Source organism: Aeromonas veronii bv. veronii, from assembly GCF_000820225.1.
Taxonomy (GTDB): Bacteria; Pseudomonadota; Gammaproteobacteria; order Enterobacterales; family Aeromonadaceae; genus Aeromonas; species Aeromonas veronii.
The window spans coordinates 1-16464 of sequence record NZ_CDDK01000007.1 but is presented as its reverse complement, the minus strand read 5'-3'; the positions used below and the strand labels follow the sequence as shown (position 1 = coordinate 16464).

General features: G+C 60.9%; 11 protein-coding genes, 1 rRNA gene and 1 pseudogene. 3 read left to right on the top strand and 10 right to left on the bottom strand.

Annotated elements, in window-relative coordinates:
* Nucleotides 1–98: 98 nt before the first annotated feature.
* Complete coding sequence (locus tag BN1139_RS03145) at nt 99–1004, bottom strand: LysR substrate-binding domain-containing protein (protein WP_005356102.1); 906 nt, start codon at nt 1002–1004, stop codon at nt 99–101.
* Nucleotides 1005–1124: 120 nt separating this feature from the next.
* Between BN1139_RS03145 and BN1139_RS03140 the strand changes: the two genes are divergently transcribed.
* The gene (locus BN1139_RS03140; RefSeq protein ID WP_005356101.1) at nt 1125–2252 is read left to right on the top strand and encodes an S-(hydroxymethyl)glutathione dehydrogenase/class III alcohol dehydrogenase; all 1128 of its coding nucleotides are present in this window, start codon (nt 1125–1127) and stop codon (nt 2250–2252) included.
* 48 nt (nt 2253–2300) lie between these two features.
* Nucleotides 2301–3137 carry an S-formylglutathione hydrolase gene (gene fghA / locus BN1139_RS03135; protein ID WP_005356100.1) on the top strand — a complete coding sequence of 279 codons (837 nt, stop codon included), beginning with the start codon at nt 2301–2303 and terminating at the stop codon, nt 3135–3137.
* A gap of 50 nt (nt 3138–3187) precedes the next feature.
* On the opposite strand, the gene BN1139_RS03130 is transcribed toward fghA, so the two are convergent.
* Complete coding sequence (locus BN1139_RS03130) at nt 3188–3910, bottom strand: head GIN domain-containing protein (RefSeq protein WP_005356092.1); 723 nt, start codon at nt 3908–3910, stop codon at nt 3188–3190.
* Between the two features lie 363 nt (nt 3911–4273).
* On the opposite strand from BN1139_RS03130, the gene ovoA reads away from it, so the two are divergent.
* Nucleotides 4274–6424: a 5-histidylcysteine sulfoxide synthase gene (gene ovoA / locus BN1139_RS03125; RefSeq protein WP_005356091.1), complete on the top strand. Its 2151-nt coding sequence runs from the start codon at nt 4274–4276 to the stop codon at nt 6422–6424.
* Between the two features lie 79 nt (nt 6425–6503).
* Here the strand turns inward: ovoA and BN1139_RS03120 are convergent, their stop codons facing one another.
* The 8 genes and pseudogenes from BN1139_RS03120 to rrf all read right to left on the bottom strand — a co-directional run bounded on the left by BN1139_RS03120 (nt 6504) and on the right by rrf (nt 16419).
* Nucleotides 6504–7454 (bottom strand): bile acid:sodium symporter family protein, encoded by a 951-nt coding sequence (locus BN1139_RS03120; RefSeq protein WP_005356089.1) that lies wholly within the window; start codon nt 7452–7454, stop codon nt 6504–6506.
* 295 nt (nt 7455–7749) lie between these two features.
* Complete coding sequence (locus BN1139_RS03115; protein WP_005356086.1) at nt 7750–9195, bottom strand: amino acid permease; 1446 nt, start codon at nt 9193–9195, stop codon at nt 7750–7752.
* Nucleotides 9196–9361: 166 nt separating this feature from the next.
* Nucleotides 9362–9700 carry a tRNA-binding protein gene (locus BN1139_RS03110; RefSeq protein WP_005356084.1) on the bottom strand — a complete coding sequence of 113 codons (339 nt, stop codon included), beginning with the start codon at nt 9698–9700 and terminating at the stop codon, nt 9362–9364.
* 76 nt (nt 9701–9776) lie between these two features.
* A pseudogene (locus BN1139_RS03105) lies at nt 9777–11222 on the bottom strand (amino acid permease).
* Between the two features lie 103 nt (nt 11223–11325).
* The gene (locus BN1139_RS03095) at nt 11326–11781 is read right to left on the bottom strand and encodes a beta-galactosidase subunit beta (RefSeq protein ID WP_005356071.1); all 456 of its coding nucleotides are present in this window, start codon (nt 11779–11781) and stop codon (nt 11326–11328) included.
* Complete coding sequence (ebgA, locus tag BN1139_RS03090) at nt 11778–14852, bottom strand: beta-galactosidase subunit alpha (protein ID WP_013724199.1); 3075 nt, start codon at nt 14850–14852, stop codon at nt 11778–11780. Before ebgA ends, BN1139_RS03095 begins: the two co-directional genes overlap by 4 nt.
* A 321-nt stretch (nt 14853–15173) precedes the next feature.
* Entirely contained in the window at nt 15174–16139 is a 966-nt protein-coding gene (ebgR, locus tag BN1139_RS03085; RefSeq protein WP_005356066.1) for a transcriptional regulator EbgR, read from the bottom strand.
* Nucleotides 16140–16304: 165 nt separating this feature from the next.
* Nucleotides 16305–16419, bottom strand: a 5S ribosomal RNA gene (gene rrf, locus BN1139_RS03080).
* Nucleotides 16420–16464: the final 45 nt, after the last annotated feature.

Below are 16464 nucleotides of genomic sequence, written 5' to 3'. Positions count from 1 at the left end.
TTACCTGCAAAAGAGCCCTTGATTCCTCAAGGGCTCTTTTATTTTCAGGCCATCGCACCTGTCGCCCGCCGCCGGTGAGTCAACGGCTGGGGAGAGCCCTAGCCTATCGGCATCACCAGCGTCGGTTGGTGAGGGTCGCTCAGCCGCTCGGCCAGATAGTCCACCAGCAGCCGCACCTTGGGGGAGAGGTGGCGGTTGTGGGGATAGAGGGCCCAGATTCCCTCCGCCGGGGCCCGCAGTTCAGGCAGCAACTCGATCAGCTCCCCTCGGGCCAGATGGTCGCTCACGTAGTAGTCCGGCAGCTGGATGATGCCGATCCCCTTGAGCGCCGCGTCCAGCAGGGCGTGGCCGCTGTTGCACTGCAGCAAGCCGCGCACCCGCACGCTGTGGGGGCGGCCATCCAGGGTGAAGTGCCACTCGTCGCTGTTGCCCACCAGACAGGTGTGGCGGGTCAGCTCGGAGAGGCTGTTGGGGATGCCGTGGCGGGCGGTATAGGCCGGTGAGGCGCACACATAGGGCACCCGCTGCGCCAGCTTGCGCGCCACCAGCGTCGAATCCTTGAGATGGCCGAGCCGCAGCGCCAGATCGTAACCCTCATGCACCAGATCCAGCAGCTGGTTGGTGAGGTTGAGGGTCACCTCCAGCTGGGGGAAACGCACCATGAAGTCGTTCACCAGCGGGGCGATGCGGCTCTCGCCGTAGGAGACGGGGGCCGTGATGCGCAGGGTACCCTGCGGCACCGCCTGATGACGCCCCACCGCCAGCTCCGCCTCGTAGAGGTTGTCCAGCAGCTGACGGCAGTGGCGATAGTAGATCTCGCCAAGCTCGGTGAGCCGCACCTGACGGGTGGTACGCAGCAGCAACTTGGCCTGCAGCCGATCTTCCAGCTGTGCCACCTGACGGCTGACTTGCGCCACCGACACTCCCAGCTTGCGCGCAGCCGGGGTAAAGCCCCCCTGCTCCGCCACGCTGACAAATTCACAGATCCCTTCCCAGCCGAACATTATTACCTGTGTGTAAAAGTGATTTGAGATTTGCCCTCATTATCACCAAATCGACGGGAAACTACACTGAATGTCCGAACTCATATCTGTTCACCCTGCTCAACAAGAAGGATGTCATTCATGGCACAGGTTCAAAGCATCAAGTGTAAGGCCGCCATCGCCTGGGGTCCGGGTCAGCCCCTCTCCATCGAAGAGGTCGAGGTCATGCCACCGCAAGCGGGCGAAGTGCGGGTGCGCATCGTCGCGACCGGCGTCTGCCACACCGATGCCTTCACCCTCTCCGGTGAAGATCCGGAAGGGGTCTTCCCCTGTATTCTCGGCCACGAGGGGGGCGGCATCGTCGAATCGGTCGGCGAAGGGGTCACCAGCGTCAAGGTGGGCGATCACGTGATCCCGCTCTACACCCCCGAGTGCGGCGAGTGCAAGTTCTGCAAATCCGGCAAGACCAATCTCTGCCAGAAGATCCGCGCCACCCAGGGCAAGGGGCTGATGCCGGACGGTACCACCCGCTTCTCGAAAGATGGCCAGCCCATCTATCACTACATGGGCACCTCCACCTTCAGCGAATACACGGTACTGCCGGAGATCTCCATCGCCAAGGTGGACCCGGCCGCCCCGCTGGAAGAGGTCTGTCTGCTCGGTTGTGGCGTCACCACTGGCATCGGCGCCGTGATGAACACCGCCAAGGTGAAGGAGGGTGAGAGCGTCGCCATCTTCGGGCTGGGGGGCATCGGCCTCTCCGCGGTGATCGGCGCCCGTCTGGCCAAGGCCGGCCGCATCATCGCCATCGACATCAACGAGAGCAAGTTCGAACTGGCCCGCAAGCTGGGTGCCACCGACTGCATCAACCCGAACGATTACGACAAACCGATTCAGGAAGTGATCGTCGAGCTGACCGATGGCGGCGTCGACTTCTCCTTCGAGTGCATCGGCAACGTCAAGGTGATGCGTGCGGCGCTGGAGTGCTGCCATAAGGGTTGGGGCGAGTCGGTCATCATCGGCGTCGCCGGAGCGGGTCAGGAGATCAGTACCCGTCCGTTCCAACTGGTGACCGGTCGGGTCTGGCGCGGCAGCGCCTTCGGCGGGGTACGCGGTCGCAGCGAGCTGCCGAGCTATGTACAGCGCTACATGCAGGGTGAGTTCCGCCTCGATGACTTCATCACCCACACCATGGGGCTTGAGCAGATCAACGAGGCGTTCGAGCTGATGCACCAAGGCAAGAGCATCCGCACCGTCATCCACTACTGAGCATGATCACCCCGCCCGCCATCGTGGGCGGGGTGCAGGAGTCCTTCGATGAATCTGGAGATTATCAGCAGCAACAAGAGCTTCGGCGGCTGGCACAAGCGCTATCGCCACCACGCCAGCGTGCTCGGCTGCGAGATGAATTTTGCCATCTATCTGCCACCTCAGGCTCTCACCGGCCAGAAGGTGCCCGTACTCTACTGGCTCAGCGGCCTCACCTGCACCGATGAGAACTTCATGCAGAAGGCGGGTGCCCAGCGCATCGCCGCCGAGCTCGGCATCGCCCTGGTGGCGCCGGACACCAGCCCCCGCGGCGATGGCGTAGCGGACGATCCCGGTTATGACCTCGGCATGGGAGCAGGCTTTTACGTCAACGCCAACCAGAGCCCCTGGCAGGCGCACTACCAGATGTATGACTACGTCACCCGCGAGCTGCCCGACTTGATAGAGACTCACTTCCCGGTCTCGACCCGCCGCGCCATCAGCGGCCACTCCATGGGCGGTCACGGTGCGCTTATCGCCGCGTTGCGAGAGCCCGGTCGCTACCGCTCGGTCTCGGCGTTCAGCCCGATCTGCCATCCAAGTCGCTGCCCCTGGGGCCAAAAGGCGCTCGGCGCCTACCTCGGCAGCAATCCTCTGCTGTGGCAGGAGTGGGATGCCTGCCAGCTGCTGCGCCACCAGCCGGTCACGCCGCTGCCAACCCTGGTGGATGTGGGGCTGGATGATCCCTTTCTCGCCGAGCAGTTGCATATCGATGCGCTGGCCGAGGTGGCAGCCAGCAAGGAGTGGCCGCTGGAGCTCAACCGCCACGAAGGCTATGACCACAGCTACTACTTCGTGGCGAGCTTTATCGAGGCGCACCTGCGCTTTCACGCCCGCCACCTCTGATCAACACAGGCCCGTAACGGGCCTGTTTCAGTTGTGGTGATCGGTTGATATCAACTGCCCGCTCGGGTCACTCCGCCGGAGCCTGCGATCTGCTGCTCTACCTTGGGATCACCCCAGTAGGCGATGTTGCCTGAGCCGGCGATGCCGACTTTCAGCGTCTCCTGCGCCCGCACCGCCACATCACCGCTGCCGGCGATATTGACCTCTACCTCGTTGCCGCGCATCTCGCTCCCGAGCACATCACCAGATCCGGCAATGTTCAGCTCGATGGCCTGTGCCGAACCGCTGCCCAGTTCCAGACTGCCGGTGCCAGCGATATTCCCTTCCAGCCGTTTCAGCTCCAGCTGACTAGCAACGATGTCACCGGTACCGGCCACTGACAGCACCAGCTCATCCCCCTTGAAGCCGCTCAGATCGCCGTTGCCGGTCCCGGCCAATGCCAGTTCGTTCAGCACCGGCAAGGTGATGGTCAGCTCCAGCGGCTCGGTGGGATCGAGCCGGTAACCCTCCTTCACCTCGATCTCCAGCTTGTCGCCACTCTCGGTCAGCACCAGATAGGGCAGCAGGTTCTCCTGCCCCTTGATCAGGATACCGCGCGGCTCCCCCGCTACCAGATGGAGGGTGGCAGGCACCCCCGCCAGCACCCGGGTCACCCCGTCACCGAGCCCCTGCTGGCGCTCGACCACAGCCCCCGCGCCGGTCACTCTGGTCTGATCCAGCCAGTGACACCCACTGAGCCCAACCATCAACATGACAACCATCATCCATTTCATCACTACTCTCCTCCTTATGTGTTGGCCATCCAGGGCCAATTGGTTTTCATGCTCTGCAAAGCGTGAGCCAAAAATTAACATGATGATTGAAAAGGAAATAACCATTTCAACCAGAACAGACAGAAGAATTTAGAGAGCCATTTAGACCATATTTTGGTGAAAATAACCATTCTCGAACGGATATGATTGTGGCTGATTGGCGGGTCGTCCTGCCGGTCACTATGCTGACAGCCCGTGGAAGTTTTTAATTGCCCTGCCGGCCTGTTGAGCCAATAGTGGTACTTCGTGCGTACCAAGCTCTCCATTGCGGTAATGTCATTACCACTGTCTTGTCAGTCTTCACTGCCAACAAGGAGTCAGAGCGTGACCCAAGCAAGCCCTCTCTATGCCACTGCCACCGGTCTGCCGGAGCCGACTCGCACCCCGTTGCTGACCGGCAGCGATCCCGAGCAGAAACGGCGCGAGCTGCTCACCTACTTCTGCCAGACCTTCGATCTCTACGACTCGCTGTTCGACTGTCTGGCCGATGAGCGGGCCTGGTTCAACAAGGCGATCCCGCTGCGCCACCCGCTCATCTTCTACTACGGCCACACCGCCGCCTTCTTTATCAACAAGCTGCTGGCGGCACGCCTGATCGATCAGCGGCTGGATGCCCGCATCGAGGCCATGGTCGCCATCGGGGTGGACGAGATGAGCTGGGACGATCTGGACGAGACCCACTACGACTGGCCCAAGGCCAGCGAGCTGCGCAGCTATCGGGCCAAAGTCCGTTCGCTGGTGTGCGACTTCATTCGCCAGATGCCGCTCACCCTGCCCATCGACTGGCAAAGCCCGGCCTGGGTGATCCTGATGGGGATAGAGCACGAGCGCATCCACCTCGAAACCTCCAGCGTGCTCATCCGCCAGTTGCCGCTCGCCTGGGTGCGACCGCAGCCTTATTGGCCCGCCTGCACTGAAGCCCGCCACCGGATTGAGCTGGTGCCCGCCAACAGCCTGCTGCCGGTGGCCGGCGGCAAGGTGTGCCTGGGCAAGCAGGATGCTACCTACGGCTGGGACAACGAATATGGCGATCGCCATATCGAGCTGGCCCCGTTTCAGGCCAGCCGCATGCTGGTGAGCAATGCCGAGTACCTCGCCTTCGTCCAGGCGGGCGGCTACGGCCAGCAACAGTGGTGGGATGAGGAAGGCTGGGGTTGGTGTCAGTATGCCTGGGCGCAGATGCCCACCTTCTGGGTGGGTGATTCCACCAAGCCCGAACAACTGCAGCTGCGGCTGATGACCGAGCAGGTCGCCATGCCCTGGGACTGGCCGGTCGAGGTGAATCAGCTGGAAGCGGCTGCCTTCTGTCGCTGGAAGGCGGCTCGGACCGGACTCCCCATCCAGCTGCCAAGCGAGGCGGAGTGGATGCTGCTGCGCGAGCAGCTACCCGGCGATCAGCCGGACTGGACACAGGCCCCCGGCAATATCAATCTGGCCCGTTTTGCCTCCTCCTGCCCGGTGGATGCCTGCCCGCAAGGGGAGTTCTTCGATCTGGTGGGCAATGTCTGGCAGTGGACCAGCACCGCCATCGATGGCTTCGACGGCTTTAAAATCCACCCGCTCTACGACGACTTCTCGACCCCCACCTTTGATGGCAAGCACACCCTGATCAAGGGTGGCAGCTGGATCAGCACAGGTAACGAAGCGCTCAAATCATCCCGTTACGCCTTCCGGCGTCACTTCTTCCAGCATGCGGGTTTCCGCTATCTGGTCTCCCGTTATCAGGAACCCGTTATCGTGAATCCCTATGAAACCGACACGCTGGTCGCTCAGTACCTCGACTTCCAGTACGGCCCGAGCCACTTCGGGGTAGCCAACTACGCCAAGACGCTTGCTGATCTTGCTGGCGAGCTGTGCAGCAACCACCAGCGGGCGCTGGATATCGGCTGTGCCACCGGCCGCGCCAGCTTCGAACTGGCCCGCCACTTCCAGCATGTGGACGGGGTGGACTACTCGGCCCGCTTCATCGATGTGGCGCTGGCCCTCGCCAGCCAGGACAGTTTCCGCTATGCCATTCCGCTGGAGGGTGAACTGGTGGAGTATTGCGAGGCACGCCTGTCGAGCCACGGGCTGGGGGCGAGTCAGGCTGAGCGCATCCACTTCAGTCAGGGGGATGCCTGCAACCTCAAGCCCAAATATGACCACTACGATCTGGTGCTCGCCTCCAACCTGATCGACCGGCTGCGGGAGCCCGCCCGCTTCCTGCGGGATATCGCTCCCCGGCTGCGCAGCGGTGGCCTGCTGGTGCTCACCAGCCCCTATACCTGGCTGGCGGAATATACCCCGCCCGCCAACTGGCTCGGCGGCATTCGCGAAAACGGCGAGGCGCTCACCACCTATCAGGCACTGCAACGGCTGCTGGCGGCGGAGTTCGAGGAGCACTGCCCGCCGCGGGATGTGCCTTTCGTCATCCGCGAGACCGCCCGCAAATACCAGCACACGGTGGCGCAGCTCACCGTCTGGCGCAAACGCTAGCACACCGGTCGACATGCAGATGAGAAGAGGGAGGCCAACGGGCCTCCCTCTTGTTATGACAGCAAAAACGGCGCGAGTATCAATCTCCCTGCTCGTGATAGCGGCGCGCCAGTACGGCGCAGACCATCAGCTGGATCTGGTGGAAGATCATCAGCGGCAGCACCATCACCCCGACGCTGGCGGCGGGGAACATGACGTTGGCCATCGGCACCCCGTTGGCGAGACTCTTCTTGGAACCGCAGAAGACGATGGTGATCTCGTCCGCCTTGTCGAAGCCGAGACGACGGCTGATCCAGACGTTCCAGCAGAGCACCAGCGCCAGCAAGACGCAGCTCAGCAGCACGATACTGGCCAGATCATACCAACCGACCTGGTGCCAAATCCCCTGCACCACCGCCTCGCTGAAGGCCACATAGACCACCAGCAGGATGGAGCTCTGATCCAGCTTGCCGATGATCGGACGGTGGCTGTCGACCCAGCGACCGATGAGCGGACGCGACAGGTGGCCGACCACGAACGGCAGCATCAGCTGCATCATGATGGACTGGATGGAGTGCCAGGTGTCGATCCCCTCCCCTTGCACGTGGATCATCATCCCCACCAGCACCGGCGAGAGGAAGATACCGAGGATGCTGGAGGCCGAGGCGCTGCACACCGCCGCCGACACATTGCCCCCCGCCATCGAGGTGAAGGCGATGGCCGACTGCACGGTGGCAGGCAGGGCGCAGAGATAGAGGAAGCCGAGGTAGATGGCCGGGCTCAGCCAGCCCGGCACCAGCGGGGTGAGCAGCAGCCCGAGCAGCGGAAACAGCACGAAGGTGCTGAGCATCACCACCAGATGGAGCCGCCAGTGGCCGAGGCCTGCCAGCAGGTTCTGGCGCGACAGCTTGGCGCCATGCATGAAGAACAAGAGCGCCACCGCCAGCTTGGTCAGCAGACCGAACCAGACAGCCACCTGCCCCTCGCAGGGAAAGAGGGAGGCCAGAGTGACCACCGCAATCAGCACAACAGTAAAGGGATCCAGACGCACGAAAGGTCTCCATCAGAAGGGCATCCTGCAGCCATGGCGACAGTCAGGATTGGGGAGGACAAGAAACAGAGCGGGAGATGTCTGGCACCTCCCGCTAAAGCGAACCTCCAGCTTACCCCGATAACGGAGAGGCGCAAAGTTGAGCGGCGAATAATTGTTCATCAATGCTTAACGCCTTCGCCATATCGAGTAGCGAAAGTTGACGATAAAGCGGCCCTGACAGCTCCCAAACGGCTAAAAATGGATAAAAAAACGGGCGACCAAGGCCGCCCGTTCCGCTTTCTCACCCAGCCGATCAGCGCTGGCTGGCCAGCTTGCCGTTGCCGCCTTTCTTCTCATTGCCGGCAAGCTTGCGGGCCTGCCGCTTCTCGAAGCGGGAGATCCACCAGTAGGCCAGCGCCGAGAAGACCGCGGTCATAAAGACGTTGATGAAGAAGGCACGCACCAGATCCACCCCGGCCGGGAAGGCGGAGGCACTCATGCTCACCACGAAGATGGCGATCAGCACCGACACCACGCCCATCCCGAACTTGCGCGACCCCATGCGGAAGTCGCGCGGGGTGTCGTCATGTTTCCAGCGGAACACGAAGTAGGCCACCATGATGAAGATCGGCGGCAACATGGCGGTGCCGGCGGTGAGGTTGATGGCGGTGTTCATCATCTGCTGCACCGACTCGGAGCCGAAGCCGTTGACCACCAGCATCGCGAACACGAAGACAAACTGCCACCAGGCGGCGCGCACCGGCACGCCGTGCTCGTTGAGCTGGGTGGTCTTCTCGCCGTAAACCCCCTGCGGGATCTCGGAGAAGTGGATCTTCACCGGCGCCGAGGTCCACATCATCATGGAACCGAACATGGCGATAAACAGCACCACGCCGACGAAGCGGCCCACCAGCGCCTCGGAGAGCCCGAAGTACTGGGCCATGCCGGTGAAGATCTCCACCATGCCGCCGGCATAGGTGAGGCTCTCGCGCGGCACGAACACGTTCACCAGCAGGGAGCCGACCGCATACATGGCACCGATGACGATACCCGCGCTGATGATCACCTTGATAAAGGACTTCTGGCCGCCCTTCACATCATTGAGATAGGCCGCTGCGGTCTCGGCACCGCCCGCCGCCTGGAAGATCCAGCACATGATGCCGAGCGTCGCCCAGTTGACGGTGGGAGTCATCGCCTCCAGCGTGATGGGCTGGGCCGGCACATGATCGCCACTCAGAGCCATCAGGGCGCCCAGCACATAGATGGCGAACAGGGCAAATACACCGTAGGCCACTATTTCGGCAATCTTGCCGAGCCAGCTCGCCCCCTTGGTGGAGATGTGGGTCGCCGCTGCAAACAGCACGATGGAGATGATCGAGGTGACCATGGGCGAGAAGCTGTACTCATAGCCCAGCATGGCGTAGGAGGCGTAGGCGATGACGTTGGGCAGCAGGGAGACAAACCAGAACAGGTTCACGAACCAGTAGAGAAACGAGCCCAGATAGGCCATCCGGGTGCCGAGCGGCTTTTTCAGCCAGTCGTACATCCCCGACTCGGAGTTTTTATTGGCCGAGACGAACTCGGCGATGATGAAGACGAACGGGATGAAGTAGACGATGGTCGCCAGCAGGAAGATGGGGGCGGAGCTGAGCCCCAGCTCGATGTTGTTGTTGACGATGTTGCGCACATTGAACACGGCGGCAAAGGTCATCGACAACAGGGCAAACTTGCCTATGGTGCCGCGTACGGATTCAGACATGGTGTCCTCCAGTGGACTTGCGCTCCCTGCGGGGAGCGCTGTGACTCTGTGATGTGTTTGGCAAGGGTCTGTCGGCCCCGCGCTTTACTCTCTTGTTATGATCGGGCCGCGTGGACGGTCTCGCTGGTGAACCGGTGCCGTCTCCCGCACCGGCTCGCAATACCGTTCAGACGATCGGGGTGCCCGGCGCCATCGGCTCCCGCGGCTGCAACAGTACGCTCTGGCTCTCGTCCGGGGTCTCGGCGCAGAGCAACATGCACTCGGATCGCTCACCGCGCATCTTGGTGGGCTTGAGGTTGGTCAGTACCACCACCTCGCTGCCCATCAGCTCATCTTCGCTGTAGTAAGGCACCAGACTGGTGACGGTCTGCAGCGGCCGCTCGCCACCCACGTCGATCTGGACGATGTAGAGTTTGTCGGCCCCGGGGTGACGCACCACCTCCAGTACCTTGCCCACCTTCATCTCGACCCGCTTGAATTCGGCAAACTCGATCGTCTCGCTCATTCTCTTTTCCTTTTCTGGTTCAACGGTTTGCGGGTGGCCAACGGCCACCCGATTTGATTGGAATTCAATGCAGTACCTATGGCGTCTGCATGGCAACCTGCGCTGTCGGCTGGGCCTCTTTCGCACGCGCCTCGGCACTGAGGGAGGCCTCGTATCTGTTGTATTTCCACCAGGCGAAGCCGAGGAAGATCACGATCCCGCCGACGTTGTAGAAGATGATGGTCATGATGTCGGCGCCGGTCGGGAAGGTGGAGGCGAGGAAGCCCACCGAGAAGATGGCGATCAGCACCGAGACCACGGCGATGCCGGTGGTACGCGAACCCATCTTGAACTCCCGCGGCAGGTGGTCGAGCTTCAGGCGCAGATTGAGGTAGGCCAGCATGATGAACAGCGGCGGCAGCATGGAGGCGGCGGCGGTCATGTTGATGACGGTGTTCATCAGATCCTGCGCTGTGTTGGAGCCCAGGGTCGGGATCACCATCAGCGGCAGCACGATAAGGTACTGGATCCAGGCTGCACGGGCAGGCACGCCGTTCTCGTTCAGCTCGACCGTCTTCTTGCCGAAGATGCCGGCCGGGATCTCGGAGAAGAAGATCTTCACCGGGGTCGCCGTCCACATCAGCAGGGAGCCGAACATGGCGGTGAAGGAGACCAGCCCGACGAAGCGGTTCATCAGGATCTCCGGCAGGCCGAAGTAGGCTGCCAGCCCTTCAAACACCTGCACCGAGCCGCCGGTATATTTCAAGGTACCGCTCGGCACGAACACGTTGATCAACAGCGAGGCGATGGAGTAGAGCACGCCGATAAAGATCCCGGCGATGATGATCACCTTCACGAAAGACTTGGAGCCCCCTTTCACGTCATTGACGTAGACCGCCACCGACTCGGCGCCACCGGCTGCCATAAAGATCCAGGTAGTGATGCCGAGGAAGGCCCAGCTGAAATCGGGGACCATCGCCTCTACCGTGATGGGGTCAGCCGGCTGCACGCCGCCCACCAGTGCCGCACCTGCCAGCAGGATGTAGGAGAGGGTCAGCAACAGCATCAGGGACGAGGTCACCGAAGTGATGGGCCCCAGCATCTTGGCGCCGTTGGTGGAGACGTAGGTGGCAAAGGCGAACAGCACCATGCTCAATGCCGTGGTCGCCACCGGGGTGAGAATGTACTCGTAACCGAGGAAAGCATAGGAGGCGTAGGCGATGACCCGCGGCAGCAGCGAGGTGAAGAAGAACAGGTTCACGAACCAGTAGGTGTAGGCGGAGATAAAGGCCCAGCGACCGCCGAGGGAGCTCTTCACCCAGGCATAGACGCCCGCTTCGGAGTTCTTATTCAGTGACACGAACTCCGCAATGATCAGGCAGAACGGAATGAAGTAAAAAATGGTAGCCAGAAAGAACATCGGGGCCGAGGCCAGACCGATCTAGATGTTGTTGTTGATGACGTTGTTGAAGCTGAATACCGCCGCGAAGGTGAGCGACAGCAGACCAAACTTGCCTATCGTATTGCGTTTGGAATCAGACATGGTGCATCTCCAGACCTGTAGTTATTGCAGCGAAAGGGCGGGGCATGATTTGTAGGGTGAACCCCGCCCTTCCGGCTTTTGTCAGTGCAGAACCGGCGGCTTGTTATTTGTTCTTGAAGTAGCCGCCTTCGACGGTGACCTTGATGATCACCTTGCGCACCGGCCCGTCGCCGACGAAGCGGTAGGCCTCGTCGTTCTCGAAGATCACCACCTGACCGTTGCCGACTTTCTGGCGCTCACGCACCTCGCCGGCCAGCCACTCGCGGTCGGTGGTGTCGTCATAAACCTGCTCGACCTGCAACTCCGACTTGGCTGCCCACTCCACTGTCTCTTCCCCTTCCAGGTAGTAATGAACGTCGAAGTAGCGGCGCTGCCCCTCGAACAGGGAGGTGGCCGGGCTGGCCCCCTCCTGCAAGCGGTAGGTGAGAGAGTCACCGATGGAGTGGCAGATGCCGGGCTTGAGGTTTGGCAGGTTGTTGATGGCCTCCACGCAGCGGCCCCACTTCTTGCCCTCCCGGTAGATGTTTTTGAACAGGGTCAGGTTGTCCAGGGTGATCATGCGAGGTTCCTCCCGCCGTTGATGGTGAGATCGAGCCCGGCCAGCGCAGCCGGATTGAGGTTGCCGCGGGCGATGGGCAGCAGGGTCAGGCCGAAGCTGAATGGCTCGAAGCGCACCCGCCAGGAGTCCAGCACCTCGGAGCCCCAGGAGTTGGAGCCCAGCCCCAGCACCTTGTGATCCAGATTGAGGGTGAGATAACCGCTCGGCTCCAGCTCATTGATGTGCTGCGCCGCGTGGATATGCTCCCAGCTGTAGGGCCAGACGCTCAGGTTGATGGGAGCATCGGGCCGCACGTAGAGACCGGCACCGTGGCGGTTGGTCAGGGTCGCCCAGCGCACCTGCTGGCGGTTGCCGTTGTCCTGCGGGAACGGGTAGTGCTCCCACATCTCGCTGACTGTGCTCTGGAAGTTGTCGATCCAGTTGCTCTGGCGGCTGTCCTGATAGTTTTCGCCCGGCCCCATGCCGTAGTAGTTCACCCGGTCGAGATCCTGACGAATGCCCAGCTCGAAGCCGATCTTGGGAATGATGTCGTCATAACCGCCGTAGGGCTGACCGGAGAGGGCCACATGCAGCTGGCCATTCGGGCTCAGGGTGTAGACGTAGCGGCAGCGCATACCGAAATCGAACACCGGCGGCGCGATCAGGCTCTCGACCGTCACCTCGACCGCCTCCCCCAGCTGGCGCCAGCTCAGAGTGCGGAAGTGCTCCTGCATGATCTGCAGGTGGTTCGGGTGCCACAGGCTCTCGTACTCCTGCTTGTGGTTGTCGATCATCGGCTTGAAGAAGGTGAGGCGTGGCGCCCGCTCTATCAGCTCATTGCCATCCTGCTGCCAGCTCACCAGCTTGCCATCGAGGCGCGAGAAGCGCAGGTCAAAGCCGCTGCCGCTCAAGGTCAGCGCGAGGCGCTCATCGGCAATCTGCAGCGGGGTGGCGTTGGGATTGGCAAAGGGCTGCAGCTGGCGAGTCGACTCTTTCAGCTGGAACTGGTACTGGCCCAGCTGGTGCTCCGCCGCGCTGTAACGGGTGGCGGTGGCCTTGATGACCCGCAGCTGGACGAAGGCTTCCCGCCCATCGAGGGATGGCAGTTCGAGTTGCAACTCGGTGATGGCACCGGGGGCAACCCCTTCCAGCCGGATTTGCTGGCTGGCCAGCAGCTCGCCTTCGGCCTTCACCTCGACCAGCAGGCGGATGTCGTCGAGAGTGGAGAACCAGTAGCGGTTTTCCACTTCCAGCTTGCCGCTCGCCAGATCCAGCGCGCGCACCTTGACCGGGCAGATCACCTGCTTGTATTCACGCAGGCCCGGCCCCGGGGTCTGATCCGGATAAATGAGCCCATCCATGCAGAAGTTGTAGTTGTTGGGGTAGTCGCCATAGTCGCCACCGTACTTGTAAACGGGGCGGCCCTGCTCGTCCTGATCCAGAATGCCGTGATCGCACCACTCCCAGATGTAGTGACCCTGAATGTGGGGATGACGGTCGAACACCTGCTGATATTCGCTGAGGCCACCCGGGCCGTTGCCCATGGCGTGGGCGTATTCGCAGATAATGCGCGGCTTCGCCATCGGGAACTCGCCGAAGCAGTTCATCTGGGAGACCCGGGAGTACATGGTACTCACCACATCCACCACCTCGGCATCGCGATCCTCTTCGTAGTGCACCAGCCGGGTCGGGTCGATCGCCTTGCAGCGCTGGTACATAGCTCTGATGTTGCAGCCGTAGCCGGACTCGTTGCCGAGCGACCAGATAATGATGGAGGGGTGGTTCTTCTGGGCGTGCACGTGGCGCTCGATGCGATCCACGAACACCCGCTCCCAGAAGGGGTCGTCGGTGATGCGGCTGAGATCGCCGACGTTGGCAAAGCCGTGGGTCTCCACGTCGGTCTCCGCCATCACGAACAGGCCGTACTGGTCGCACAGCTCGTAGAAACGCGGGTCGTTCGGGTAGTGGGCGGTGCGCACCGAGTTGAGGTTGTGCTGCTTCATCAGCACGATATCGCGCTCTACCCGATCCATGCCGACCGCACGGCTCTTGAGGTGGTCGTTGTCGTGGCGGTTCACCCCGTGCAGCTTGAGGTAGTGACCGTTGACATGGAAGAGGCCATCCTTGACGGTAATTTCACGCACCCCGACCCGCTGCGGGATCACCTCCAGCAGCTCGCCCTGACCGTTGTAGAGGGAGAGTTGCAGCTGATAGAGGTAAGGGTCTTCGGCGCTCCACAGATGGGGGTTGACCAGATCCAGTGTGAAGCGGCAATCACACTTGCCGTCGATGACGAGATGGTCGAGTGTGCCACTGGCGATCTCGCTGCCCTGATCCAGCAGGGACCAGACCAGACGGTGATCACGGGCGGGAGCCCCCAGATTTTCCAGCTGGATATCGCAGCTCAGGGTAGCGCTCTGATTGTCATCGGCCAGCGCGGTGCGGATGAAGAAGTCCTGCAGATGGGCGGCCGGTTTGCCCACCAGATAGACGTCGCGGAAGATCCCCGCCATCCACCACATGTCCTGATCTTCGATGTAAGTGGAGTCGGCCCACTGCATCACCCGCACCGACAGCAGGTTCTCGCCAACCTTGGCGTAGGCGCTGATATCGAACTCGGCGGTGAGACGGCTGCCCTTGCTGAAGCCAACGTAGTGGCCGTTCACATAGACCTCGAAGTAGGTCTCCACCCCGTCAAACTTGATGATCACCTGCTCGCTGTCCCAGGCCGGGCTCAGCGTGAAGCTGCGCTGATAGGCGCCGGTGGGGTTGTTGGTCGGCACGAAGGGCACGTCGATGGGGAAGGGAAAACCTTCGTCGGTGTACTGCAGCTGGCCATGTCCTTCCATCTGCCACATGTTGGGCACGGTGATCTGGCCCCACTCGCTCATGGGGCTGTGATAGAAGGCCTCCGGCACCTGCAGGGGGTGGTCGAAGTAGTGGAACTGCCACTGGCCGCCAAGGCTCAGAAAACGGCGGCTCAGCTCGCGCTGCATGGTGGCCGCCAGCGCGTGGTCGGCATAAGAGAAGAAGTAGGCACGCGGGACCAGCCTGTTTTCACCAACGAATTGGACGTTTTCCCAGTTATTCACATGTCCTCCCGGAACAAGGCAATGTTAACTGGGTAAACTCTAGATAAACATTTACTAAATATCAGCTTTAGATTGGTAAAGTTTTAACCTGATCACAATGAACAGATGGTTTTGTGAGCGAGATCAGAAGCGGGAGATAAAGGAGGGCAAGATATGGATGAGTGGCATAGATGTTGATAGCCGTTGGCTGAACTGCAATAAAATCAGCTATAAAACAATATGATATGAAGTTACTGGATGATATGGGAAAGAGGTTTGCTTGGGAGAGGTGTCGCACCACCGCAAGATGGCGCGACTAAAAAGTGACTTATTTTACTAAAATCAGCGGGTGGTACCACGCAGGGTCAACTTGCTCGGTACCAACACCCGGAGTGGAATATCACGCTCGTCTCGCAGCCGCTCAACCAGCAAATTGACCCCCTGGGAGCCCATCAACTCGGAGTGGATCCGCACCGTAGAGAGCGGCGGGAAGGTGAACTTGGCGGTCGGGATATCGTTGACGCTGATAAGCTCGATCTGCTGGGGAATCGCCAGTCCCTTCTCATGAATGGCACGCAGCACACCGATGGCGATGGAGTCGGAGGCAACGAAAAGCGCCTTGGGCCAATCCCCTGCCAGCATCTCCTTCGCCAACTGGTAGCCGGAGGCGCTGGAGAAGTCGCCACGATAGAGATCGCTCTCCTGCACCACCCCCAACCGCTGGCCATAATCGCGGAAGGCCATTTCGCGCAGATCCGGACTCTCATCCTGGCCACCGATATAACCGATGCGCTGATGCCCCTGCGCGATAAAGTAATCAACCACTTGCTGGCTGATCAGGGCAAGATCCACATCCACCGAGTCGAATTCTCCCTGTGAACAGCAGTCGACAAACACCAGCTGGCTGGAACAAGCCCTTAGCTGGACGAGACGCTCGGCTGTTAGGGTGCCGACCACCAGAATGCCATCCACGGCACTCAATTCACGCCCTTCACCACAGTTGTAGAGATGGGTCAGCTCGATATTGAGGCGGGCACTCTGGGTCTCGATACCATAACGGATGGCGAGATAGTAAGGGTCGTTGACCTCGGTACTCTGGGGATAGGCATAGACCACCAGAAAGTGCAGCTTGCTCTTGTGTACCCCCTTGCGGGCGCTGCTGGTCTTGTACTCCAGCCGTTCGGCAATCTCGAAGATCCGCTGCTTGGTCTCTTCCTTGACGCTCAGGCTGGGATCCTCGTTCAGTACCCGGGATACCGTGGCGAGAGAAACTCCCGCTTCCTGTGCAATTTCCTTCAACGTAGCCATCAATACCTCGCTGGCAGCATCACGTGTTAATCGGCAACGGCTAAAGAGTAACGGGCAATCCCTTGATAGCCCAGCACTTTTACTAAAATCCCGGTGGCATGGCAGATTTTTGGAAGACAGAAATGCAAAAAGGCCTCCCGAATGGGAGGCCTCTTCTAAATAGTTGCCTGACAGTGTCCTACTCTCGCATGGCGAATGCCACACTACCATCGGCGCTACCGCGTTTCACTTCTGAGTTCGGCATGGGATCAGGTGGTTCCACGGCGCTATTGCCGTCAGGCAAAAGCTTTTAAAACTAACTTGAAAATGGTGCTGATACCCAGAA